Source organism: Vibrio sp. YT-16, from assembly GCF_033337405.1.
GTDB classification, from domain to species: domain Bacteria; phylum Pseudomonadota; class Gammaproteobacteria; order Enterobacterales; family Vibrionaceae; genus Vibrio; species Vibrio alginolyticus.
Window position 1 is genome coordinate 66,110 of record NZ_JAWOQQ010000007.1, and the last position, 23,731, is coordinate 89,840.

Below are 23,731 nucleotides of genomic sequence, written 5' to 3' on the forward strand. Positions count from 1 at the left end.
AGAGTGATATGATTTTGTTCACCAGATGATTTGATCATCATAACCGTCCAGACAAGGAGAAAATGGTGTCTGTATCAATTCAAGGTCCATTCCCTGCACGCCGTATGCGTCGTTTACGTAAGCACGATTTTAGTCGTCGTTTGATGGCTGAGAACCAACTTTCTGTTAATGATCTGATTTACCCAATGTTCATTCTTATGGGTAAAGATCGTCGTGAGAGCGTGGAGTCCATGCCGGGTGTAGAGCGTTTGTCGATTGATTTAATGCTAGAAGAAGCACAATACCTTGCAAATCTAGGCGTTCCAGCAATCGCGCTTTTCCCTGTCGTAAACCAAGACGCTAAAAGCTTATGTGCTACTGAAGCCTACAACCCAGAAGGTTTGGTTCAGCGAGCAGTACGAGCGCTTAAAGAACACATTCCTCAAATTGGTGTAATCACAGACGTGGCACTCGACCCATTCACGACACATGGCCAAGACGGCATCATCGATGAAGATGGCTACGTAATGAATGATGAAACCACAGAAGTATTGGTTAAGCAGGCTTTGTCTCATGCAGAAGCGGGTGCTGACGTAGTCGCGCCTTCAGACATGATGGATGGCCGAATTGGTAAGATCCGCGAAGCATTAGAAAACGCGGGCTACATTCATACTCAAATCATGGCTTACTCGGCTAAGTACGCATCGAACTACTACGGACCATTCCGTGATGCGGTTGGCTCTTCTTCAAATCTAAAAGGCGGCAACAAGAAAAACTACCAAATGGACCCAGCAAACATTGATGAAGCGATTCACGAAGTGGCGCTAGACATCAATGAAGGTGCGGACATGGTGATGGTTAAACCTGGTATGCCATACTTAGATGTAGTTCGCCGAGTAAAAACTGAACTTCAAGTACCGACATTTGCTTATCAAGTCTCTGGCGAGTACGCGATGCATAAAGCGGCGATCATGAATGGCTGGCTCAAAGAGCGTGAAATTGTGATGGAATCACTATTGTGCTTCAAACGTGCAGGTGCAGATGGCATCTTAACGTACTTTGCGAAAGACGTTGCTGAGTGGTTGGCAGAAGAGAATGCACAAACTGCTCAACACCTAAATCGTACTCCGGAAGCGACAGAAGAGTAATTATCGCTCAGTGAGAAATACCAGACCAACAAGAGTTGTTCGTCTGTATATACCCAAGTAACCTCAGGCGGATTACAACAGTAACAATCCAAGGTGCTTGGGTATTTTTATTTTGGAGAAGAGAACAATGACAATGCTGATTCGTGAAGGCACATTGGAAGAAGCACTTCAAGTTGTGGCGCGTGTTACCGAGTTTTCGAAAGGAGAAACGGTAGACTCCATGACTCAACGTTTAGAAGAGAAAAACAGTTTAATCCTCGTTGCAGAAAAAAATGGCACGATTGTCGGCTTCAAAATAGGTTACGAATTAGAGGATGGTGTTTTCTATAGCTGGTTAGGTGGTGTTGTCCCTGAAGCTCGAAATGAAGGCGTGGCACAACTGCTTTTGGAAGCTCAAGAGGATTGGGTGGCAGAACAAGGCTACAACACATTAAAAGTGAAATCTCGAAACCAGTTTCCGGCTATGCTTCGCTTGTTATTGAGAAATGGCTATATAATTGAAAAGTTTGAAGAAAAAGTAAATCTTCGAGAATCTCGAGTGCATTTCATTAAAGCAATGTGAAAATAAATGAGATTTTTTCTCATTTAACTGTTGACTACGAAATGAGAATCATTATTATTAAACCTGTCTTAGGGAATGAGGAAAGTTCACAAGGACGTTGAGTGACTTATTAACAGAAGTTAATTAACTGAAAGTTGAGAAGTGATGAAACATTTTTCCGAGAACTTGCACGAATTCTTTTTGACACGACATTGCTCACATTGCTTCCAGTGTAATTTATAGCTTCTTGGTTAAGCTGCTCTATTTACAGAATTTGCTTTACCACTTCTGCTAGGCGACCCCATTCGGGTCGCTTTTTTCTTTTCTACGATTTCTATTTGACGTCACTATTAATATCTTTTCCACATGCGATGATCATTTTAGGATCGTTGATCTTCTCGCCGTTATGCGGATTTATTATTATAAATCAATGATTTGAGTTGGTGTTTTCTTGTGTTTTTTGTTATTGGATAACCAGTGGATAATTTCTATAAACAGAGTTATCCACAGGAGTTGGTGTTTTCGTGAATAAAGTCGGAAAAATTTACGCGACCTAGATCGAGCGAACAAGATAGATTCGGATCAGCAGTCATGGCATCCTAGGCAGATCTCTCAAGTACTGAATTGGATACAGACAATTATGGCAAGTATTCCTGAAAATCCGTTGATCCTTATCGACGGCTCTTCTTACCTATATCGCGCTTTTCACGCCTACCCGGGCACCATGAGCAATGGTGAAATTCCAACTAATGCCGTTTACGGCGTCGTGAACATGTTACGCAGCATGATGCGTCAGTTTGCGTCTGAGCGCATCGCGGTGGTTTTCGATGCAAAGGGAAAAACCTTTCGTGATGATATGTATGCAGAATACAAAGCGAATCGTCCGCCAATGCCGGATGACCTGCGTTGTCAAATTGAACCATTACACAATGTTATTCGTGCAATGGGTTTGCCGCTGATCTGTGTTCCTGGCGTCGAGGCGGATGACGTCATCGGTACGTTAGCATACCAAGCATCACAAAAGGGCATGCCTGTATTGATCAGTACTGGTGATAAAGACATGGCGCAGCTAGTGGATGATAACATTACCTTGATCAACACCATGACGAACGTCGTAATGGATCGTGAAGGTGTGGTTGAAAAGTTTGGCATTCCACCTGAGTTGATCATCGACTACTTAGCACTGATGGGCGATAAAGTAGATAACATTCCTGGTGTACCGGGTGTCGGTGATAAAACCGCGACCGCACTACTGCAAGGTATTGGTGGTCTGACGAAGTTGTATGAAAACCTCGATGATATTGCAGGGCTTGGTTTCCGTGGTTCTAAAACCATGGCGAAAAAGCTCATCGACAACAAAGAAAATGCCATGCTTTCGTATGAGCTCGCGACCATCAAATTGGATGTTGAGCTTGAGGAAACGCCAGAATCATTGCTGAAAGCGGAACCAAATAAAGACGAATTAGTGAAGCTGTATGGCCAACTGACGTTTAAATCTTGGTTGAATGAACTACTTGAAGGCGGTTCTGGATCTGTGGAGGCCGTAGAGCTTGCAGGATCTTCACAAGCTTCTTCTTCTCAAGCCGAGATGGAAACTTCTGCGGTAACAATCGATCGCAGCCAATATGAAACAATTCTGGATAAAGAAACCTTCAATGCTTGGCTAGATAAACTTCAAACGGCTGAGCTGTTTGCATTTGATACGGAGACCGATAACCTAGATTACATGCTAGCGAATCTAGTTGGTTTGTCATTCGCTGTCGATGAAGGTATTGCGGCTTATGTGCCAGTTGCACATGACTATTTAGATGCGCCTGAACAGCTTGATCGTGATTGGGTACTAGAACAGCTGAAGCCAATTCTTGAAGATGCAGCGAAAGCAAAAGTCGGTCAAAACTTAAAGTATGATGCGTCTGTACTCGCTCGTTACGACATTGAGCTAAAAGGTATCAAGCACGACACGATGTTGGAATCGTATATCTACAACAGTGTCGGCGGTAAACACGATATGGACAGCTTGGCGCTTCGCTTCCTACAGCACAGCTGCATTTCTTTTGAGCAAATTGCAGGTAAAGGCAAAAATCAGCTTACGTTTAACCAAATCGAACTGGAACAAGCATCGCCATACGCGGCAGAAGATGCGGATGTGACCCTTCGTCTGCACAATCGCTTGTTTGCTAATATCGAGCAGGATGAAAGCCTGAAGACAGTTTACGAAGAGATTGAAATGCCGTTGGTGCCAGTTCTTTCGCGCATTGAACGCACTGGGGTCTTTATCGATGAAATGAAGCTGAGTGCGCAGTCGGTCGAGATTACCGCTCGCCTTGATGAGCTTGAAAAGAAAGCGTACGAAATTGCAGAGCAAGAGTTTAACATGAACTCGCCAAAGCAATTACAAGCCATCCTATTTGAAAAAATGGGTTTACCGGTTGTGAAGAAAACGCCATCAGGCACACCATCGACGAATGAAGAAGTTCTGCAAGAACTCGCGCTAGACTACCCACTACCAAAACTGATTTTGGAATACCGTGGTCTGGCGAAGCTAAAATCAACTTACACCGACAAACTGCCGAAGATGATCAACCCATCAACGGGTCGTGTGCATACTTCTTACCACCAAGCAGTGACCGCAACGGGTCGTCTATCTTCTACTGATCCGAACTTACAGAATATTCCAATTCGTAACGAAGCCGGCCGTCGTATTCGTCAAGCGTTTGTCGCGCCATCTGGGCATAAAATCTTAGCGGTCGACTACTCGCAAATCGAACTACGCATCATGGCGCACCTTTCTGGCGACCAAGCGTTGTTGGATGCATTCCGTGATGGCAAAGATATCCACGCGGCAACCGCAGCAGAAATCATGGGTGTTTCTATTGAAGACGTTTCAAGTGAGCAACGTCGTCGTGCGAAAGCGGTTAATTTCGGTCTTATTTACGGCATGAGTGCGTTTGGTTTGGCGAAGCAATTAGGCATTCCTCGTGGTGAGGCTCAAGCGTACATGGATACATACTTTGAACGTTACCCAGGCGTGATGCAGTACATGGAAGACACACGCAGCACGGCAGCAGATAAAGGGTATGTTGAAACGATTTTTGGTCGACGTTTGCATTTACCAGAAATCAAATCGCGCAACGGGATGCGTCGTAAAGCTGCTGAACGTGCGGCAATCAACGCACCAATGCAAGGTACGGCTGCGGACATCATTAAGAAAGCGATGCTGTTGGTTGATCAGTGGATTCAGGAAGAAGGCAATGGTCGTGTGAAGTTATTAATGCAAGTACACGATGAATTGGTCTTTGAAGTTGAAGAGTCATCATTGTCCGAAATTGAAAGTAAAGTACAGAAATTGATGGAATCTGCAGCAGAGCTAAAAGTACCGTTGGTTGCAGAAGCAGGTCACGGTGATAACTGGGATCAAGCTCATTAGTCATTTTTAGACCAAAATAACCAATTAATTATGAGCCAGCGCACAAACGCTGGCTTTTTTTTGAGATTAAAAAAGCTAGCGCAAAGTTAACTTTGATGTTGCTTAATAAAAATTTCATGAAAAAAAACTACAAAAATTCTTTGCAATTCTGACCAATTGTTGTACATTAATACTCGTAGGGTACAGAGGTAAGATGTTCTATCTTTCAGACCTTTTGTTTCACGTTATTGGATTAGGCTGATTCAGCCGCCCCAGTCAGTTTTTGACTGGGGCGTTTTTTATTGGGCGAAAGAAAATTATTCTTTTGGATCAGCAGCTTAAAGTTAGCCTTCAAAAGCCTTCTTTTTTGACCTTTCTAAGTCACTGCAAAATCTCGATTTTTCCTTCAAATTTATTGCGTTATTCATCCTGTAAATTTACGCCAGTCACACTATTATTTTTTCTTGAAAGAAACTAAGTTACATCTTTTTGAAGCCTTGCTTGGCTTAACTGTCTGAATTGTAACGCTATTGGGTGTTTTTGGAGTGAATGTTTGGTGATACACAGGAAACAAGAGCGCTTTTTGACCTATTGAAATCGAATCTCAGTTCAGCAATGCTTCGTCACATAACAATAATTACCAATTTTTCTCTCCCGTTATCCCTGCCAGGAAGGCGGGGATTTTTATTGCCTGTTATTTAGTTCAGATAAACAAAAGCCCCACCAAATGGCAGGGCCGTGTCGAAGAAATTTAACAAATATTGTTAATTATTCTTCATCGCTCGCTGGTGTCTCTTGTTCGTCTTCCTCTATCAGGTGCGCTAGTGCTGGTGCAAACCAGGTATCCAGTTTTGCACGTAGCTGATCGACACCTAATCCTTTAAGTGAAGAGAACACATCAACAGAAACGTCACCACCGAAAGTTTCTACTTGCTTACGAACTTTCAGTAGAGTTTGTTTGCGTGCACCACTTTTTAGTTTATCTGCTTTGGTTAGCAAAACTTGCACAGGAATGTGGCTATCGATGGCCCAGAAAATCATTTGTTGGTCGAGATCTTTCATTGGATGACGAATGTCCATTAGAACCACTAAGCCTTTTAGGCACTCGCGTTTCTGTAGGTATTCACCCAAAGATTTCTGCCATTTGTTTTTCATTTCTACCGGTACTTGAGCAAAACCGTATCCAGGTAGATCGACAATGTGACAACCTTCTTCTACTTTGAAAAGGTTGATTAATTGCGTACGACCAGGTGTCTTTGATGTCTTGGCTAAGCTTTTTTGATTAGTTAGACGGTTAAGTGCACTCGATTTACCAGCGTTTGAGCGTCCTGCAAACGCAATTTCGACACCTTCGTCTTCCGGCAGGTGACGAATATCGGGTGCGCTGGTGATGAAATGCGTATTTTGGTAATGAATTTTTACGCTCACTGTTAACTCCATCTCGACTTTGTGTAGTCGATTGATTACTTTTTTGTGAAAATGTGTAAAATAACCGTGCTCGGCATAAGGTCGCCTATTGTACCATGAGTGTACGCGGTATGTTCACATTCCGTGGTACTGGAAGCTTGATAATTATAATGGAATGTCATGAAGAAATTAGCGCTAATTTTGAGTCTTTTAGCCAGTTGCTCAGTATGGGCCCAAGGTAATATTGAGGCTGGTAAAGCAAAATCACAAACCTGTGTCGCCTGTCACGGAGCAGATGGCAACAGTGCAATAACAACGTACCCGAAACTCGCAGGCCAACACGCTAAGTATCTTGAGAAGCAGTTAAAAGAACTTAAGCTAGGCATGACAAGTGGTGGTAAACAAGGTCGTTACGATCCTGTAATGAGTGGTATGGCAATGCCACTGAGCGATGAAGATATCGCAGACCTATCTGCTTACTACGCTTCGCTACCAGTTTCAGAAAACTCAACACCTGAAGATGTAGTAGCAAAAGGCAAAACGCTTTATACCGCTGGTGATGCCGAGCGTGGCCTAACCGCATGTATTGCATGTCATGGTCCTCGTGGCAATGGTACTGAGCTTTCAGGTTTCCCGAAAATTTCTGGTCAGCATGCTGACTACATCAAAGCTCAGCTAGAAAAATTCCGTGATGGCGACCGTGGTAATGATATGAATGCCATGATGCGCGACATCGCGAAGAAAATGACAGACGAAGATATCGAAGTGCTGTCTAAATACGTTGGCGGTCTGCACTAATATACCTAAATCGCTCAAGATCCTGCATCTTGAGCTGGTTGGGTAGATGTCCCTACATCGTTCGAGCAACTTGTACAAAAATGCCCTAGTGAATCCACTAGGGCATTTTTGTTCGTGACAGATATCACAGTCGAGTTTGGATACGAAAGCGATAGTTGGCTCGGCAGTTTGTGAGACATTTGCCATACTTGATGTTGGCTTTTTCTTGTTAGTGTTTTTAAGTTTTTGATTAAATGATAATTTTGATTTTTTAGAAAAATAGGCGGATTATTTTTTCAACCCATTACTTGTGAGCATAACGGGATGGCGTAAAGTAGAAGTCGTTCACAGGGAGTGAATGTAAGGATTTAAGACCACGGTTTAGGTCTCCAAGGATGTAGCTCGGATGCTTGGTGATTTAGAAAGGGATTTAGATAGGTAGGGAGCCTATCAGATAAGGATGGTCATCTCGTCTGACGGTTAAGACAGTGAAACGGATCAGGCACAGGAAGTTGCTCAGTAGACAGGAAGTAAACGGATAGCCAAAACTCATCAGGAAGATGAAAAACAACTCTTTTTGGCAGGGAAAGCTCTAAAAACAAAGGGATCATTGGTGCACCAAATGTGTGCAACACAGTTTCGCCAATTGATGGCACTTAGAAAGCGACAGTCTGACTGTCGCTTTTTTTATATCCGTTGACTTGCTCAGTCGTAACTTGAATTGAGATTACTGCACTTATTTAGCTTTATAGGTTGTAAACAAAGTTTTTTAACAAAAATTGCTGAAAAAATACTCAACAACACTCCAATCCGAGTTCACTTTCTGGTATGTTTCGCATCCCTGTTTGAGGAAGTCAGCATGCATACCTGTCCTTTATGCCAAAATCAGCGCACTCACCATTATTTTGAAGATAAGCGTCGTGAATATCTTCAATGTGAGCAGTGCAGCTTGGTATTCGTAAATCCAGACCAACGTTTGGATGCGGAAAGCGAAAAAGCTCACTATGATTTGCATGAGAACAACCCCGATGATTTGGGTTACCGACGCTTTTTGTCGCGTATTGCTGACCCGATCACAGAGCGAATTTCTCCACAATCAAATGGTATCGACTTTGGTTGTGGTCCTGGCCCAACGCTCTCCTTGATGCTGGAAGAGGCGGGGCACAACATGGCGTTGTACGATCTCTATTACCACCCTGATACGTCGGTTTTAGAAAAAACGTACGACTTCATGACAGCAACAGAGGTGATAGAGCACCTCTACCACCCAGATTTGGTGTGGAAGCAATGGTTGAATTTAGTTAAGCCAGGGGGCTGGATAGGCCTGATGACGAAAATGGTCATCGACGTGGAGGCTTTCAAATCATGGCATTATAAGAACGATCTCACTCACGTAGTGTTCTTTAGTCGTGACACGTTCCAGTTCCTAGCAGAGCGGGATAAGCTCGAACTCGAATTTATTGGTAATGATGTAATTTTACTGAGGAAACCCCAGTAATGAGCCGTAGTAAAAAATCTAGAAAACCGGGTGCCGCTGGTGCACCTGAGTTTGTTGTAACTCGTAACCGTACAGAATCTGATGTGGAAGGCCGCTTACGCAAGCGTGCTAAAAAGCGTAAGGGTCTGAAAACGGGTAACCGTAACTCAGAAGTTAACGAGCAGAAAAAGCAAGCTGCTGCACAAAATCGCGACCCGCGCTTAGGCAGCAAAAAGAAAATACCTCTGATTGTTGAACCTGCGAAGAAAATGACGAAGCAAGAGCGTCGTTTGTCGGCAGAGCAAGAACTAGAGATGCTAGAAAATGACGCGCAATTGAACGTGTTGCTAGACCGTATTGAAGCGGGTGAAAACCTGGGCACAGGTCTACAGAAATTCGTCGATGAGAAACTCGATCGCATTGAGAAGCTAATGGACCAACTAGGTTTGTTGGAACCTGAAGAAGAGGAAGACTTCACTGCACCTGCTGAGAAAAGCACGCGCAACGATGATGACTTGCTGGCAGATTTCGACGACATTAACTTCGACGACTATAAAGGATAATTAAGCTATGAATGTAACCTTATTAGCTATTGCTGGTGTTGTGATTATCATCGCACTCGCTTCTTATGCAGGTTACCTTCTGCTTCAATTGAAAAAGCAAAAGGAATTGCAGCTGAAGCATCAAAAATTGGCGATAGACAAACGTAACGCCAACATTTTTGAGAATGTGCATACCTTGTGTCAGGCGGGCATTCAAGGCCAGTGCGATTTATCTGAAATCAGTATCCGTGTGTATAACATCATGGATTATGTACAAGGTGAAGACCGCGTTGATTTCGATAAAACGTACCCTGCGATTTCTGAGCTTTACCACATCGTGAAAGATATGGCGCGTGGCGAAGAACGCCAACAACTTGCCAAGAAAGAGCGTATGCAACAGAACTTGACGCGTCATAAAGCGGAAAGCCGCCTCACTGATGCGATTATTGAGGAGCTCAAAGTGTTGCAGAAAAACGTCCAGCCACTGAATAATCAAATCAATATTCAGATGATTTAAGCGCGACCCCCAATAGTCTCCTTATGGCTAATGGGGGTATCGTGATCACGCTAGCACTTCTTTAGTTTTATACTTAAAAAGCCAGTCGGCGTTGCCACGCTTGTCATCGTCGTATGGCAAAATAGCGGCTCTGAATATCGGGTGACGGCTTTCGTTGCCCTAGCATTTAACGGAAAGTACCACCATGTCGAATCAACACACTGAATCGAAACAGCAAATCGTCTGGGATCAAGCGGTATTGGATAAGTACAACTATTCCGGGCCTCGTTATACGTCGTACCCAACGGCGCTGGAGTTTCATGAAGCGTTCACCATTTCTGATTATGATATGGCATGCACTCAATACCCAGAACGCCCATTATCGCTGTACGTACACATTCCGTTCTGTCACAAGCTTTGTTACTACTGTGGATGTAATAAAGTCATTACACGCCACTCGCACAAAGCGGATGAATACCTCGACGTGCTTGAACACGAAATTCGTCAACGTGCTGCATTACTTGTTGGTCGCACCGTGACGCAATTGCATTTTGGTGGTGGTACACCGACGTTTCTCTCTGAAAAGCAAATCACGCGTGTAATGAGCCTGCTACGCCAAGAGTTTACTTTTAGTAGCGATGCTGAAATCAGTATCGAGGTTGACCCGCGTGAAATCGAGCTGACCATGCTGGATCATCTGCGTAGTGAAGGCTTCAATCGCTTGAGCATCGGTGTTCAGGACTTCAATAAAGAAGTGCAAAAACTGGTGAATCGTGAGCAAGATGAAGAGTTCATCGTTGCGATGGTTGCGCGCGCAAAAGAGTTAGGCTTTCGTTCGACGAACCTAGATTTGATTTACGGTTTACCGAAGCAGACCAAAGAATCTTTTGCCAAGACTCTAGAACAAGTGCTAGAGATGCAGCCGGGCCGTCTATCCGTGTTTAACTACGCGCACATGCCACAGCTATTTGCAGCGCAGCGTAAGATTAAAGACGAAGATCTGCCAAAGGCAGAAGAGAAGATGGCAATTCTGCAAGACACCATCGCGACACTGACTGGTGCTGGCTACCAATTTATCGGTATGGACCATTTTGCTTTGCCGGACGATGAACTTGCTGTTGCCCAGCGCGAAGGTATTTTGCATCGCAATTTCCAAGGCTACACCACACAAGGTGAATGTGACTTGGTTGGCTTTGGTGTTTCTGCAATCTCGATGATCGGCGATGCGTACGCGCAAAACCAGAAAGAGCTGAAGAAATACTACGCTCAAGTCAACGAACTTCGTCACGCTCTATGGAAAGGGGTCTCTTTGGACTCCGATGATTTGCTCCGTCGTGAAGTGATTAAGCAGCTGATTTGTAACTTCAAGTTAGACAAGAAAGCCATTGAGTCTGAGTTTAAAGTGAAGTTTGATCAGTACTTTAAAGAAGACTTACAGCTACTTCAGACCTTCATCAACGATGAGCTGGTGGAAGTGGATGACAATGAAATTCGTGTGACGCTGCGAGGTCGTTTGTTGATCCGTAATATTTGTATGAGCTTCGATAAATACCTACGAGCAAAGGCGCGTCAGCAACAGTTCTCTCGTGTTATTTAATCAGAGATACAGATTCAAGATATAAAAAATGCCAGCAGATGCTGGCATTTTTTAATGTTTTCGCTGGATTTAAGCGCGATCTTTTACTTTTTCTCTCAGTTCCGATTTTTCTGCTTCTGAAAGGAACGCAATCTCAAGGCCATTGATTTGCGCTTGGCGAATCTGGTCTTGGCTCAGGCCAGCGGCTGGTGCCGCTACTTCGTATTCGTATGGCAGTTCGATGCCTTCAACCGCTGGATCGTCAGTGTTCAAACACGCAAGAACGCCATGCTCTAGGAACTGCTTGAGAGGGTGGTTTTCTAGCGTTTCTACCGTACTTGTTTGGTAGTTTGACGTCAGGCAAGATTCAATACCAATGCGGTTTTCTGCTAGGTAATCCATCAGTTTTGGATCGTGAATCGCTTTTACGCCGTGACCGATACGAGTTGCGCCCAGCTCATTGATTGCTTGCCACATGCTCTCTGCACCTGCTGCTTCACCAGCATGGACCGTTACCCCGAGGCCAGCATCGCGTACTTGCTTGAAGTGAGACACAAAGCGATCACCCGGTTGGCCTAGCTCGTCACCCGCAAGGTCGACGGCAACGATGTGATCTTTCTGGCTCAGAATGCCGTCCAGTTCTTGTTGACATGCGTCAGTGCCAAATGTGCGACTCATGATACCGATCAGGTTGGCTTTCACGCCAAAATCGCGCATACCTGCTTGCACACCGTCCACGACGGCTTCAACAACCCCCGCTACTGGTAGCTTGTGTTTCATCGCCATGTAGTAAGGAGAGAAACGCAGCTCAGCGTAATCGATTTGCGCGTTTAGCGCGTCTTCTACGTTTTCGTACGCGACACGACGACACGCATCTAAATCGCCCAGTACAGCAACACCCCAGTCGAGCTTAGAAAGGAAAGCAACAAGAGAGGGTTCCGCTTCGACAATTTGAACGTGAGGAGTGAGAGACTCAATATCGTACGCTGGTAGGGCAATGCCAAACTTTTGGCCTAGCTCAAGAATCGTTTTAGTACGAATGTTACCGTCGAGGTGACGGTGCAAATCAGTAAGAGGAAGGTTCTTCGTTATCATTTTGTCGATCCGGATAGTTATGAACTGGAACAGGGCCCAAACATCATCTGTGACAATACATGGGTAAGATTTGCAGTTAAGTATAAATAACAGTTGGGTAGATTGTCAGTAGAGGATGACTAGGAAATCAACGATTCTGGCTCTTTTCTACTTCATGTTCACCAAATGTGTTGGCCATTCTTCTAGTGGCATAGGGCGGCTGTAATAGAAGCCTTGCACCTGATTACAGCCTAAAGAGCGTAGTAATTGTGCTTGATTGCTATCCTCGACACCTTCCGCGACGACATTAGTTTTGAGACCTGCTGTGATATTGATGACGGCAGCGACGACTGAACTGTTTAAGTTTTCTTGTGTGAGTTGATTGATGAAGGTGCGATCAATCTTCAAGCAGGTAAACGGCAGAGAGTGGAGGTAACCCAGTGATGAGTAGCCGGTGCCAAAGTCATCTATCGCGATACCAATACCCATTTCACGCAGTTTAGTCATATTTTCTAGTGTGGTCGGTGCGCTATCAATGATACGTGATTCTGTGATCTCTAGTGTGAGGTTACTTGCTGGTAATTTCGTGATATCCAATACGCTTGTCACCGTATCAACAAAACTTGGGCAGGATAGTTGATTAACGGAGATATTCACATGCAGTTGGAAGTCCGACGGCCACTGTTTGCTTTCGATCGCTTGGTAAGTGTCGCGACAAGCTTGTAACAGAATCTGTTGGCCGATGGCTTTGATCATGCCGCTTTCTTCCGCGATTGGGATAAAATCTAATGGTGACACCATACCTGAGTCGCTATGCCAACGCGCCAATGCTTCGGCGCCACACACTGTGCCACTGACGAGATCCACAATCGGTTGGTAATGAGGAATAAACTCTCGGTTTTCAATGCCAGTTTGGATCTTGGTCAGCATTTGTGTACGAAACTTTGAAGCGCTCGCTAGTTCTGGGCTGTAGTGACAAACACCAGTCAGTGAGTCTTGTTTGGCGTAACTTAATGCGATGCTGGCGTTGCGTAACCATAAAGGCATGGTTTCGTTTGGCTGGGTTTGTACAATACCAAGTGAAATCTTCATCACTACATTCTCGCCTTCCACCATAAATGGGGTGGAAAAGAGTTGCTGTAATCGACGCTCGGTTTGTTTAATTTTGGTTTCAGTGTCGACATTTGAGAGAAACACCGCGAATTCGTCACCACCAATCCGAGCCAATAATGCGTTGTCACGAAACTGCTGTTTTAGCCTTTCAGCGATGCTGACCAACAGCTGGTCGCCGTTGTGATGACCCACACTGTCGTTGATATCTCTAAATTTGTTGATACCAAGTAAAAATAAACTGCCGTGACAAAGATCAGACTGATTTTCACAGATTTCGACCAAACCCTGACGGCTATATAAGCGTGTTAGAGAGTCATAAACCAACTGTTCACGCAATGCTTTGAATGAAGCTCTTAGATTGTTCGCCATTTCATTAAAAGCATGAACCAGTACGGTTGTCTCATACACATAACCAGGCTTTGGCATGCCGCTATCCCAATCCCCATTTGCCAGGTGCTGAGCGGCGGCGGCCGTCGCGTTAATTGGTCTGGTAACTCGGTTGAAAATGATCCAACTGATGGCGATCCCAAATAGGCTTACAATAATGCCAACGAGCCAGCTCTCTTGCTGGCTTTTCGGTAACAGGCCGAGAAGCTCGGACTCCGAAATGGAGGTGCCAATAAACCATGTTAAGCCATCTTGGTCTCGATACGGGGTTAGCCGACTGAAAATACGTTGGCCGTCATGTTCAAATGAAAAAGTATAAGGTTGCTTGGTGTTGTTGAGATCGAAAGACCGGACGCGGCTCGCACTGATTTTGATGATCGGGTCTGCGTTTTCAGCGGCAAGCAAACGCTGCCCTTTATCCGAAAATTTTGTGCCCCATGAGATGACGCTTCCCGGGCCTGAGTGAGCGATTAAACGATGATCTGGGTCCATGATGTAGACCGACGCTTTAGTGTTGTATTTTAACTCGCGCAGGAACTCGTTGAATGTATTGATACGAATGTCTGTCACCAAAACACCAGTAAATTGGTCGTGTTTGTACACCGGCGTCATGGCTGATAGCGTAATATCCTGGCGTTCATCAGCGTTGGTATAAATTTCAGACCAAGTGGCGTTTTGACTCTCTGCAACGGGCTTATACCATGGGCGAGTGCGAGGATCGTATTGGGAGATAACCGTTCGAATGTTGTTACTCACATGGTTGGTTCCATAAATAACCAGATCACCATCGGTGTAGCGATCTTGCACCATTAAGGTGTAATCGTCGGAAAGCTCGCGGCGAAAGCCTGCAAAGTCGCCGTTTTCTGAACCAAATGCGATTACATCCAACTGCGGTATCGATTGGTAAAGATTTTTGAATGCACTCAGCAGGTAGTTTTGAATGTCTGAGGTATCGTGAGGGCGATAAAGGTTGTGATAGCTGACGTTGTGCGCGAGAGCCATAACCGCAGTAAAAGGCTTACGTAGATAGCTATTGAGGTGGTCGTGGACGCTTTCGGTTAACACGGAAAGTTGCTTGTCACTGATATCCGTGACCACTTCTTCGTAACTTTGTTTTTGGACGTAGACAATGACACCGATCGCCAGTAAGAAGATCATGACAAATGGAATCAGAACAGCAGTACGCAGTGTAATTTGAGTCGTAGCAGTAGACATCGCCTAATCACATAGATGGTGGTGCGCCACAATTGTACTGATGTTTTTATTAATATCGAGTGACAAACGACGCTCGTTGTTAACGCACCACGTAAGTGATTGTCAGTACAATTCTTTTAATTTTCTGGTGAGTGTATTTCGCCCCCAGCCTAATACTTTAGCGGCATCTTGCTTATGACCTTTAGTGTGCTCTAAGGCTGCTTCTAATAAAATGCGTTCAAATTCTGGTAAAGCGTAAGAAAGTAGTTCTTTATCTCCTGCTGCGAGTGAATGCCGCGCCCAATCCGCCAATTGTTCTTGCCAACTACCATGTGCAGCGTCTGAAATGGATTTTTTCTCTTCGAGTAGTTCGCTTGGCAAGTCATTTGGTAACACTTCGCTACCACTGGCCATAACGGTTAGCCAACGGCAAATATTCTCTAATTGACGAACGTTGCCAGGCCAATCAAGGCGGTTAAGAATCTCCACGGTCGATGGGTGGAGAGTCTTTGTTTCCACACCAAGCTCATCAGCCGCACGGATAAGAAAATGCTGTGTAAGCTTTTCAATGTCTTGCTTACGCTCACGCAGTGCCGGGATCTGCACGCGAATCACGTTTAAGCGATGAAAGAGGTCCTCACGGAAGTCACCTTCGTGCACCAGCTTTTCTAAGTTCTGGTGTGTTGCCGCGACAATTCGTACATCGACACTGATCGGAGAGTGACCGCCCACTCGATAAAACTGCCCGTCAGCTAGAACGCGTAGTAAACGAGTTTGAATGTCCAATGGCATGTCGCCGATTTCGTCTAAAAATAGAGTGCCGCCATTGGCTTGTTCGAATCGTCCTTGACGAACATTGTTTGCTCCCGTAAACGCGCCTTTTTCGTGGCCAAACAGTTCTGATTCAATCAAGTCTTTGGGAATCGCCGCCATATTGAGCGCAATGAAAGGTTTGTTAGCACGTGGACTGTGACGGTGCAGTGCATGAGCAACGAGTTCTTTACCCGTGCCCGATTCACCGTTAATCAAGACTGAAATAGAGGAGCGAGAAAGACGACCAATGGCGCGAAACACCTCTTGCATCGCTGGTGCTTCACCGATAATTTCAGGCGTTTCTGCTGGAATGTCTTCTGGAGAGAGCTGCTCGCGTTTGTTTTCGTGGCTGTGTGCAATGGCTCGTTCAACCAGAGTTAAAGTTTCATCAATATCAAAAGGTTTTGGTAAATATTCAAAAGCACCTTTTTGGTACGCATTCACTGCCGCATCTAAATCTGAATGCGCGGTCATGATAATCACGGGAAGGTCTGGGTAATCGCGCTGTACTTGCTTTAGTAGCTCCAACCCATCAATACCTGGCATGCGAATGTCTGATACTAGAACATCCGGCACTTCGCGTTCGAGCGCCATTAACACGCTTTCTCCATCGGCATAGGTTTCACATTTGATGTTGGCAGAGGAGAGCGTTTTCTCCATTACCCAGCGAATTGAACTGTCGTCATCAACGACCCAAACATATCCTTTACTCATGTAGTAATCCTTGCAGCAAACCGAAAAACTGACGCGACTTGAAGTCCATTAGCGCAATCAGATCGGCAGATAAATAGTAAATGTTGTGTGACCAGGCCAGCTTTCTACGTCTATTTTTCCATTGTGCTGGTCGATCAAATTTTGCGAAATAGATAGCCCTAATCCAGTTCCTCCCTCGCGGCCACTGACCATGGGATAGAACAGCGTGTCTTGTAGTTCCGGTGGAATACCTGGACCGTTGTCTGTGATTTCGACACGAGCAGCGAGTTTACAGCGTTTGCCGTGAATATTGGCTTGGTGCACCGTTCTGGTGCGAATGGTTATTTTCCCGTGTTCTTGATGGCTAAGAATTTGTGCGGCGTTGCTGACGATATTAAGCATTGCCTGTTCGATTTGGTCTGTATCCATCAAAATCTCTGGCAAGCTTGGGTCATAATCTCGTTCAATGATGATTGAGCGTTGTGACTCTAATTCAACCAGCTGGCGAACCTTTTCAAGAATTTGGTGCAGATTCTCTTGTGTCTTCTTACCTGGCTTCTGCGGTCCTAGTAATCGATCCACGAGCGCCCTTAAACGGTCTGCTTGCTCAATGATGATGTGTGTATATTCGGTGAGAGAGGGCTCTGGCAGCATTTTTTCTAGCAATTGCGCCGCACCGCGTAAGCCGCCAAGCGGATTTTTGATCTCATGTGCAAGCCCTCGGACTAACAGCTTCGCTGCTTGTTGCTGGGCGTGTTGGTTCAGTTCTTGAGAGAGTCGGCGCTGCTGATCAATTTTGCGCATCTCGACCAGAAGCATTAACTGCTTTTGCCAAGTGATAGGGCTAACCGTCACCTCTAGCATTAAAGGGCGGCCATCAACAACGAAAGTGACGTCACTGTCGGTGATGCTTTGGCCACTTTGCAACGGTTGAGTGAGCAGCGCGAGATCCAGCGACGCATGCTGAATCAATTGAGAAAGTGATTGTTCAATAATTCGTTTGGCGCTTTGAGAAAACAGCAATTCGGCAGCCGGATTGGCATAACGGATGGCCAATCCATCATCAAGAATCAGCGTTGCTGTCACCATATTGTTGAGAATGGCACTAGGAAGACTGGTATCCACATTACGTCCTTGTTTTGCTTTAAGATTGTGCGATGCACAATAATGGTGCAATTGAACGTTAAGTATGGCGAATAAATCTTAGAAGAAAAAGTGAAAAGCATCGCTGTGATGTGATTTTTTTCACCAGATATTCTATTTTGCCCCTTTTACGGTCGGCTTAACACTTGCTCTATGTAAATGCACCGTTATAGGGCTAGTAGATGCAATAAGCTTGCCGCTTCTTTTCGCGTGCACAGCAAGTGCGTGAGTGCCTCGGTCAATATTGTTTAACTGCCACACTATATGGTTTTGTGGTGCACCATAAGGTTTTCCATCGAGTAACAATTGCAATTGCTCACCGATACCAAGCTTGCGATTGGTTTCTAATTGAATATTGATGATGCCTCGATTGCTGCGGATGGTCTCGTTGTGCTTGGGAGTCAGCATCGAGAGTTGTAATGGGAGAGGCTTCTCGGTTGTTTTATCTGGCTTGTTTTGTGATGCAGTAGATGGCGTAGTCTGAGGTGCGAGCGATTCAGTACTTTCTACCTCAGGAGCTGGTGCGCTGGCTTCAAGGTTTGGCAGTGCGATCGCTTTTGCTCCTTTGTTTGGTGTATCACTAAAGTGAACCACGCCATTTTCATCTACCCACGTATACGCGACCTGCGCGAAGGCGATAGAGGCGATTAACAATCCGCTGAGTGCACACAGTGATGGAATAAGCTGAACTTTCATTGCTCACCTTCTCTTGTTCGATGATTTCACGTTTCAATGGCTTAGCTCTTTGACCTGTAAGGAAAAATTCTAAGCGTATTTTTATTATCCCCTCATGTTAAACGTCGAAGCTTGAGTGGCGAATACAAAAAAGGCCCGCCTGCGAGGCGAGCCTAATATTTTATTGCTGTGTTTACATTTTACACAGTGTCGACCTTACACAGAGTAGTAAAGCTCGAACTCAACAGGGTGAGTTGTCATGTTCACACGCTCTACGTCCTGAGACTTAAGGTCGATGTATGAATCGATGAAGTCGTCAGAGAATACGCCGCCCGCTGTTAAGAACTCACGATCAGCATCTAGCTCTGCTAGCGCGTCTTTTAGTGAGTATGCAACAGTTGGGATTTCTGCTGCTTCTTCAGCTGGAAGATCGTAAAGGTCTTTATCCATCGCTTCGCCTGGGTGGATCTTATTCTTGATACCGTCAAGACCAGCCATAAGCATTGCTGCGAAACATAGGTATGGGTTCGCCGCTGGGTCACCGAAACGAACTTCGATACGACGTGCTTTCGGGCTTGGTACCACTGGGATACGGATTGAAGCAGAGCGGTTACGCGCTGAGTAAGCTAGCATTACTGGTGCTTCGAAGCCTGGTACAAGACGTTTGTACGAGTTTGTTGATGGGTTAGCGAATGCGTTGATTGCACGAGCGTGTTTGATGATACCACCGATGTAGTAAAGCGCCATTTCAGATAGACCGCCGTACTTGTCACCAGCAAATAGGTTTACGCCATCTTTTGCTAGAGACTGGTGAACGTGCATACCGCTGCCGTTGTCGCCAACAAGTGGTTTAGGCATAAACGTCGCTGTTTTACCAAACGCGTGAGCAACGTTGTGTACAACATACTTGTAGATTTGGATTTCGTCAGCTTTGGTTGTTAGCGTGTTGAAACGAGTTGCGATTTCGTTTTGACCCGCCGTTGCCACTTCGTGGTGGTGCGCTTCAACAACAAGACCCATTTCTTCCATTACTAGACACATAGCAGAACGGATGTCTTGAGATGAATCTACTGGAGCTACTGGGAAGTAACCACCTTTAACGCCTGGACGGTGACCTTTGTTACCTTCTTCGTAGTCAGAACCTGTGTTCCATGCCGCTTCTACGTCGTCGATTTTGAAGAAAGAGCCTGACATGTCTGTCGAGAACTTCACGTCATCAAATAGGAAGAATTCTGGCTCAGGACCGATAAGTACAGTATCTGCAACACCAGTAGAACGCATGAAGTCTTCAGCGCGTTTTGCGATAGAGCGTGGGTCACGGTCGTAGCCTTGCATTGTTGCAGGCTCTAAGATGTCACAACGGATATTTAGTGTTGCGTCTTCCGTGAATGGGTCAAGCACAGCAGAAGATGCGTCAGGCATCATTACCATGTCTGATTCGTTGATACCTTTCCAGCCAGCAACTGATGAACCATCGAACATTTTACCTTCTTCGAAGAAGTCTGCGTCGATTTGGTGAGCAGGGATCGAAATGTGCTGCTCTTTACCTTTTGTATCAGTGAAGCGTAGGTCAACAAACTTAACTTCGTTTTCTTGGATCAGCGATAGAACGTTTTCTACTGACATCTTGGATAACCTCCAGTGTTAATAAGCGGTAAAAGCTCGATTTATGAATTATTCATGAAACCTGGCATTGATTAATCAATTTGACTTTTCATTAATCGATGCTGTTTTAACTAAAGCCAAAACCGTGCCAAAAAAAATATTCCATTAATTTCAAGCAATTGTGTTTTTGAATGCTAGTTTGGTGCAGTTGCTTGCACCAAAATGATCTTTGCTTGCACTATTATGGTGCCAAAAATCATTGTTGCACCATAATGTGACAGGTACATTGCGTATTCAGCCCAGTTTTTGAGCAAGAGTCAATTTGAATTATGCATCGATTAGAATAAAGTTGTGTTTAATCAATTCGTTCTGAGGAAGAAAATGGGCATTAAGCGTAAAAATCGCAGAAATGCTCGGGAGTAGATCACATATTTCTAGGCTTTTTGCTAAAATCTGGTACATTATGGCCGTTTTTTTAATCAGCAAATGTCGCCAGAGAGCACCCGTTCTCAGCGTGGGGGCATTTCATCTATCTAAGTGAATCAATATCCATGGCTACTCCACAGATTGATAAATTAAGAAATATCGCGATCATCGCGCACGTTGACCACGGTAAAACCACGTTGGTTGACAAGCTGCTACAACAATCAGGCACGCTTGAGTCTCGCGGTGAAGCTGAAGAGCGAGTCATGGACTCGAACGACATCGAGAAAGAGCGCGGTATTACCATTCTTGCTAAAAACACAGCAATCGACTGGAACGATTACCGTATCAACATCGTAGATACTCCGGGACACGCGGACTTCGGTGGTGAAGTTGAGCGTATCATGTCGATGGTAGACTCTGTACTACTTATCGTTGACGCAGTCGATGGTCCAATGCCTCAAACGCGTTTCGTAACACAAAAAGCGTTTGCTCACGGTCTAAAACCAATCGTTGTAATCAACAAGATTGACCGCCCTGGTGCACGTCCTGATTGGGTTATGGACCAAGTATTCGATCTATTCGACAACCTAGGTGCAACTGATGACCAGCTAGACTTTAAAGTAGTTTACGCATCAGCACTTAACGGCTGGGCTTCTCTAGAAGAAGGCGAAACTGGCGAGAACATGGAACCACTATTCCAAACTATCGTTGATGTTGTTGACGCGCCAAATGTTGACCTTGATGGTCCACTACAGATGCAAGTTTCTCAGCTAGACTACAGCTCTTACGTTGGTGTTATCGGCGTGGCTCGCGTAACTCGTGGTAGCGTTAAACCAAACCAGCAGGTAACCATTATTGGTGCTGACGGTAAAACTCGCAACGGTAAAGTGGGTACAGTAATGGGCTACCTTGGCCTAGAGCGTCACGAAGTGGAACAAGCTAACGCGGGTGATATCATCGCAATCACTGGTCTTGGCGAGCTGAAAATTTCTGACACTATCTGTGCACAAAACGCAGTAGAAGCATTACCACCATTGTCTGTTGATGAACCAACAGTAACAATGACGTTCCAAGTAAACACGTCTCCATTCGCGGGTAAAGAAGGTAAGTTCGTAACGTCACGTAACATCCTTGAGCGTCTTGAGAAGGAATTGGTACACAACGTTGCGCTACGCGTTGAGCAAACAGACGATCCAGATAAATTCCGCGTATCAGGTCGTGGTGAACTTCACCTTTCTATCCTGATCGAAAACATGCGTCGTGAAGGCTTTGAGCTAGCAGTATCTCGTCCAGAAGTAATCATCAAAGAAGAAGATGGTCAGTTGATGGAACCGTTCGAGACTGTAACGATCGACGTAATGGAAGAGCACCAAGGCGGCATCATGGAGAACATCGGCCTACGTAAAGGTGAGCTGAAAGACATGTCTCCAGACGGTAAAGGTCGTGTGCGTATGGACTTCGTTATGCCATCACGTGGTCTGATCGGTTTCCAAACGGAATTCATGACACTGACTTCAGGTTCAGGTCTTCTTTACCATACGTTTGATCACTACGGCCCTCACAAAGGCGGTAACATCGGTCAACGTGTAAACGGTGTACTAATCGCGAACGCGATGGGTAAAGCGCTAACTAACGCACTGTTCAACCTTCAAGAGCGTGGTCGTCTATTTATCGGTCACGGTGTTGAAGTTTACGAAGGTATGGTTATCGGTATTCACAGCCGTGACAACGACCTAACGGTAAACGCACTGAAAGGTAAGCAGCTAACCAACGTTCGTGCATCTGGTACCGATGACGCACAGGTTCTTACTCCGCCTATCAAGATGACTCTTGAGCAAGCACTAGAATTCATCGATGACGACGAGCTAGTAGAAGTAACGCCTGAAAGCATCCGTATCCGTAAGAAGTTCCTAACGGAAAGCGACCGTAAGCGTGCTTCTCGTGGCGCGAAATAATTTTCGTTAAGCGATTCAATTAAGAAGAAGCCTCGAGTTATGCTCGGGGCTTTTTGTTTTCTGGAGTTGAATATGAACCCGATTATTATCACCGGTGGGCCTGGTGCGGGAAAAACAACACTGCTGAATGCGCTAGACGCGTGTGGTTATGCCACGTTTCCTGAAGGGTCTCGCGACTTGATTGAGCAGCAAAGCCAGTTAGAAAATGGTATTTTGCCGTGGACGAATTTACCTGAGTTTGCCAAGTTATGCCTTGGGTTGATGGACAAACAAAAGAGTGATGCGCGTTGTCATGATGTTGCGTTTGTTGATCGCGCCATCCCCGACATCATTGCATACCTACAAGTAGGCGGCTGTAAGGTTGACCAAGCTTTCTTAACCGAAAGCGCTGGGTACCATAGTCAGGTGTTTACTTGTCGACCTGAAGCATCCATTTACGTACAAGATGAAGTGCGTCCGCACAGCTTTGAAGAAGCATTGGAGATTCATCAGTCGTTAGTGAGTGTCTATACTGAGTTGGGTTATGAAGTGGTAGAAGTGCCATGGGGAACTGTACCAGAGAGGGTAGGCTTTGTTCGAAGAGTCATCGGTTTACTCGGTGAGGTCGCCGACTAAAACCTCCTCACTTGGAGGAGGTCTAAATCATTTACTTTTGATTGAGCTTTTGTAGGAATTTATCGGACTCTGCAATCGCTTCGTTCATTTGTTTGATCGCAAACTGAATGTCTTTCTCTAAGCTAGAGAACTCACCTTGCAAAGAACCAATCGCACTGGCGTTAAGGTTGTGTTTTAAGTACAACGTGTTGTCACGTAGCGTATCCAGTACCGGTGTCATCTTTTTCTCTGCACGCTTCATAGCGCTAAGCATGGTTTTGTACGAGGCTTTGGTTTCACGTAGTTTTTGCTCGCTTGAACGACGCAGTTTCGCACTCGAGTACAGCTCTAGCTCATCTTGCCACTCATCAAACAGTGCGCCGGATACGTCTTCAATCGCAGCAATACGGTCACGTACGTCTTGAGCCGCTTTTTCGCTATCTTCGTATTTGTCATTGATGTTGTTGTAGACATTTTCTAGCTCACCACCATCAAAGTTGGTGATCGCAGACAAGGCTTCAAGTGCACTGGTGAATTCTTCTTGTGCATCTTGTTGAGATTCTTTGGCATCTTCGACGCGGTCGACCATAATATCTCGTTTATGATACCCAACCTGCTCCATTGCTGAGTAATAAGCAGATTGACACCCTGTTAAAGTGAAAATTGATAGTACAATTGCTAATAAATAAGGCATTCTTATGTCCTCGGCG

General features: G+C 45.2%; 18 protein-coding genes. 10 read left to right on the forward strand and 8 right to left on the reverse strand.

Annotation, left to right across the window (positions count from 1 at the left end):
• Positions 1-65: 65 nt before the first annotated feature.
• The 3 genes from hemB to polA all read left to right on the forward strand — a co-directional run bounded on the left by hemB (position 66) and on the right by polA (position 5,095).
• Positions 66-1,127, forward strand: coding sequence for a porphobilinogen synthase (gene hemB, locus R7F07_RS13485; protein ID WP_031777176.1), 1,062 nt, complete (start codon positions 66-68; stop codon positions 1,125-1,127).
• A gap of 127 nt (positions 1,128-1,254) precedes the next feature.
• Positions 1,255-1,689: a GNAT family N-acetyltransferase gene (locus R7F07_RS13490; RefSeq protein WP_005379245.1), complete on the forward strand. Its 435-nt coding sequence runs from the start codon at positions 1,255-1,257 to the stop codon at positions 1,687-1,689.
• Positions 1,690-2,308: 619 nt separating this feature from the next.
• Complete coding sequence (gene polA / locus R7F07_RS13495) at positions 2,309-5,095, forward strand: DNA polymerase I (RefSeq protein WP_005379246.1); 2,787 nt, start codon at positions 2,309-2,311, stop codon at positions 5,093-5,095.
• A gap of 747 nt (positions 5,096-5,842) precedes the next feature.
• Here the strand turns inward: polA and yihA are convergent.
• Positions 5,843-6,502, reverse strand: a complete 660-nt coding sequence (gene yihA / locus R7F07_RS13500; RefSeq protein WP_064353516.1) for a ribosome biogenesis GTP-binding protein YihA/YsxC — start codon at positions 6,500-6,502, stop codon at positions 5,843-5,845.
• A 159-nt stretch (positions 6,503-6,661) separates the two neighbouring features.
• Between yihA and R7F07_RS13505 the strand changes: the two genes are divergently transcribed.
• The 5 genes from R7F07_RS13505 to hemN all read left to right on the forward strand — a co-directional run bounded on the left by R7F07_RS13505 (position 6,662) and on the right by hemN (position 11,370).
• The gene (locus R7F07_RS13505) at positions 6,662-7,279 is read left to right on the forward strand and encodes a c-type cytochrome (protein WP_005379248.1); all 618 of its coding nucleotides are present in this window, start codon (positions 6,662-6,664) and stop codon (positions 7,277-7,279) included.
• 838 nt (positions 7,280-8,117) lie between these two features.
• Positions 8,118-8,756, forward strand: coding sequence for a class I SAM-dependent methyltransferase (locus R7F07_RS13510; RefSeq protein WP_005379250.1), 639 nt, complete (start codon positions 8,118-8,120; stop codon positions 8,754-8,756).
• Positions 8,756-9,298 (forward strand): Der GTPase-activating protein YihI, encoded by a 543-nt coding sequence (gene yihI, locus R7F07_RS13515; RefSeq protein WP_005379252.1) that lies wholly within the window; start codon positions 8,756-8,758, stop codon positions 9,296-9,298. The genes R7F07_RS13510 and yihI overlap by 1 nt, the downstream gene beginning before the upstream one ends.
• 7 nt (positions 9,299-9,305) lie before the next feature.
• The gene (locus R7F07_RS13520; RefSeq protein ID WP_005379254.1) at positions 9,306-9,794 is read left to right on the forward strand and encodes a DUF2489 domain-containing protein; all 489 of its coding nucleotides are present in this window, start codon (positions 9,306-9,308) and stop codon (positions 9,792-9,794) included.
• A 184-nt stretch (positions 9,795-9,978) separates the two neighbouring features.
• A complete protein-coding gene (hemN, locus tag R7F07_RS13525) occupies positions 9,979-11,370 on the forward strand; it encodes an oxygen-independent coproporphyrinogen III oxidase (RefSeq protein WP_017635016.1) in 1,392 nt (463 codons plus the stop codon).
• A gap of 69 nt (positions 11,371-11,439) precedes the next feature.
• Here the strand turns inward: hemN and add are convergent, their stop codons facing one another.
• From add to glnA, 6 genes are all read right to left on the reverse strand, one after another.
• Entirely contained in the window at positions 11,440-12,444 is a 1,005-nt protein-coding gene (add, locus tag R7F07_RS13530) for an adenosine deaminase (RefSeq protein ID WP_005382965.1), read from the reverse strand.
• 147 nt (positions 12,445-12,591) lie between these two features.
• Positions 12,592-15,138: an EAL domain-containing protein gene (locus R7F07_RS13535; protein ID WP_171343031.1), complete on the reverse strand. Its 2,547-nt coding sequence runs from the start codon at positions 15,136-15,138 to the stop codon at positions 12,592-12,594.
• A gap of 102 nt (positions 15,139-15,240) precedes the next feature.
• Positions 15,241-16,644 (reverse strand): nitrogen regulation protein NR(I), encoded by a 1,404-nt coding sequence (gene glnG / locus R7F07_RS13540; protein ID WP_171343032.1) that lies wholly within the window; start codon positions 16,642-16,644, stop codon positions 15,241-15,243.
• A 57-nt stretch (positions 16,645-16,701) separates the two neighbouring features.
• On the reverse strand, positions 16,702-17,748 hold the full coding sequence (glnL, locus tag R7F07_RS13545) for a nitrogen regulation protein NR(II) (RefSeq protein WP_017821940.1): 1,047 nt from the start codon (positions 17,746-17,748) through the stop codon (positions 16,702-16,704).
• Between the two features lie 132 nt (positions 17,749-17,880).
• Positions 17,881-18,462: a DUF4124 domain-containing protein gene (locus R7F07_RS13550; RefSeq protein ID WP_171343033.1), complete on the reverse strand. Its 582-nt coding sequence runs from the start codon at positions 18,460-18,462 to the stop codon at positions 17,881-17,883.
• 195 nt (positions 18,463-18,657) lie between these two features.
• Positions 18,658-20,067: a glutamate--ammonia ligase gene (glnA, locus tag R7F07_RS13555; protein ID WP_005379275.1), complete on the reverse strand. Its 1,410-nt coding sequence runs from the start codon at positions 20,065-20,067 to the stop codon at positions 18,658-18,660.
• A gap of 530 nt (positions 20,068-20,597) precedes the next feature.
• On the opposite strand from glnA, the gene typA reads away from it, so the two are divergent.
• Positions 20,598-22,427, forward strand: a complete 1,830-nt coding sequence (gene typA / locus R7F07_RS13560; RefSeq protein WP_005379276.1) for a translational GTPase TypA — start codon at positions 20,598-20,600, stop codon at positions 22,425-22,427.
• A 72-nt stretch (positions 22,428-22,499) separates the two neighbouring features.
• On the forward strand, positions 22,500-23,042 hold the full coding sequence (locus tag R7F07_RS13565; protein WP_031779018.1) for an AAA family ATPase: 543 nt from the start codon (positions 22,500-22,502) through the stop codon (positions 23,040-23,042).
• A 31-nt stretch (positions 23,043-23,073) separates the two neighbouring features.
• Here the strand turns inward: R7F07_RS13565 and R7F07_RS13570 are convergent, their stop codons facing one another.
• Positions 23,074-23,715 carry a DUF2959 domain-containing protein gene (locus R7F07_RS13570; RefSeq protein ID WP_005382972.1) on the reverse strand — a complete coding sequence of 214 codons (642 nt, stop codon included), beginning with the start codon at positions 23,713-23,715 and terminating at the stop codon, positions 23,074-23,076.
• Positions 23,716-23,731 lie beyond the last annotated feature (16 nt).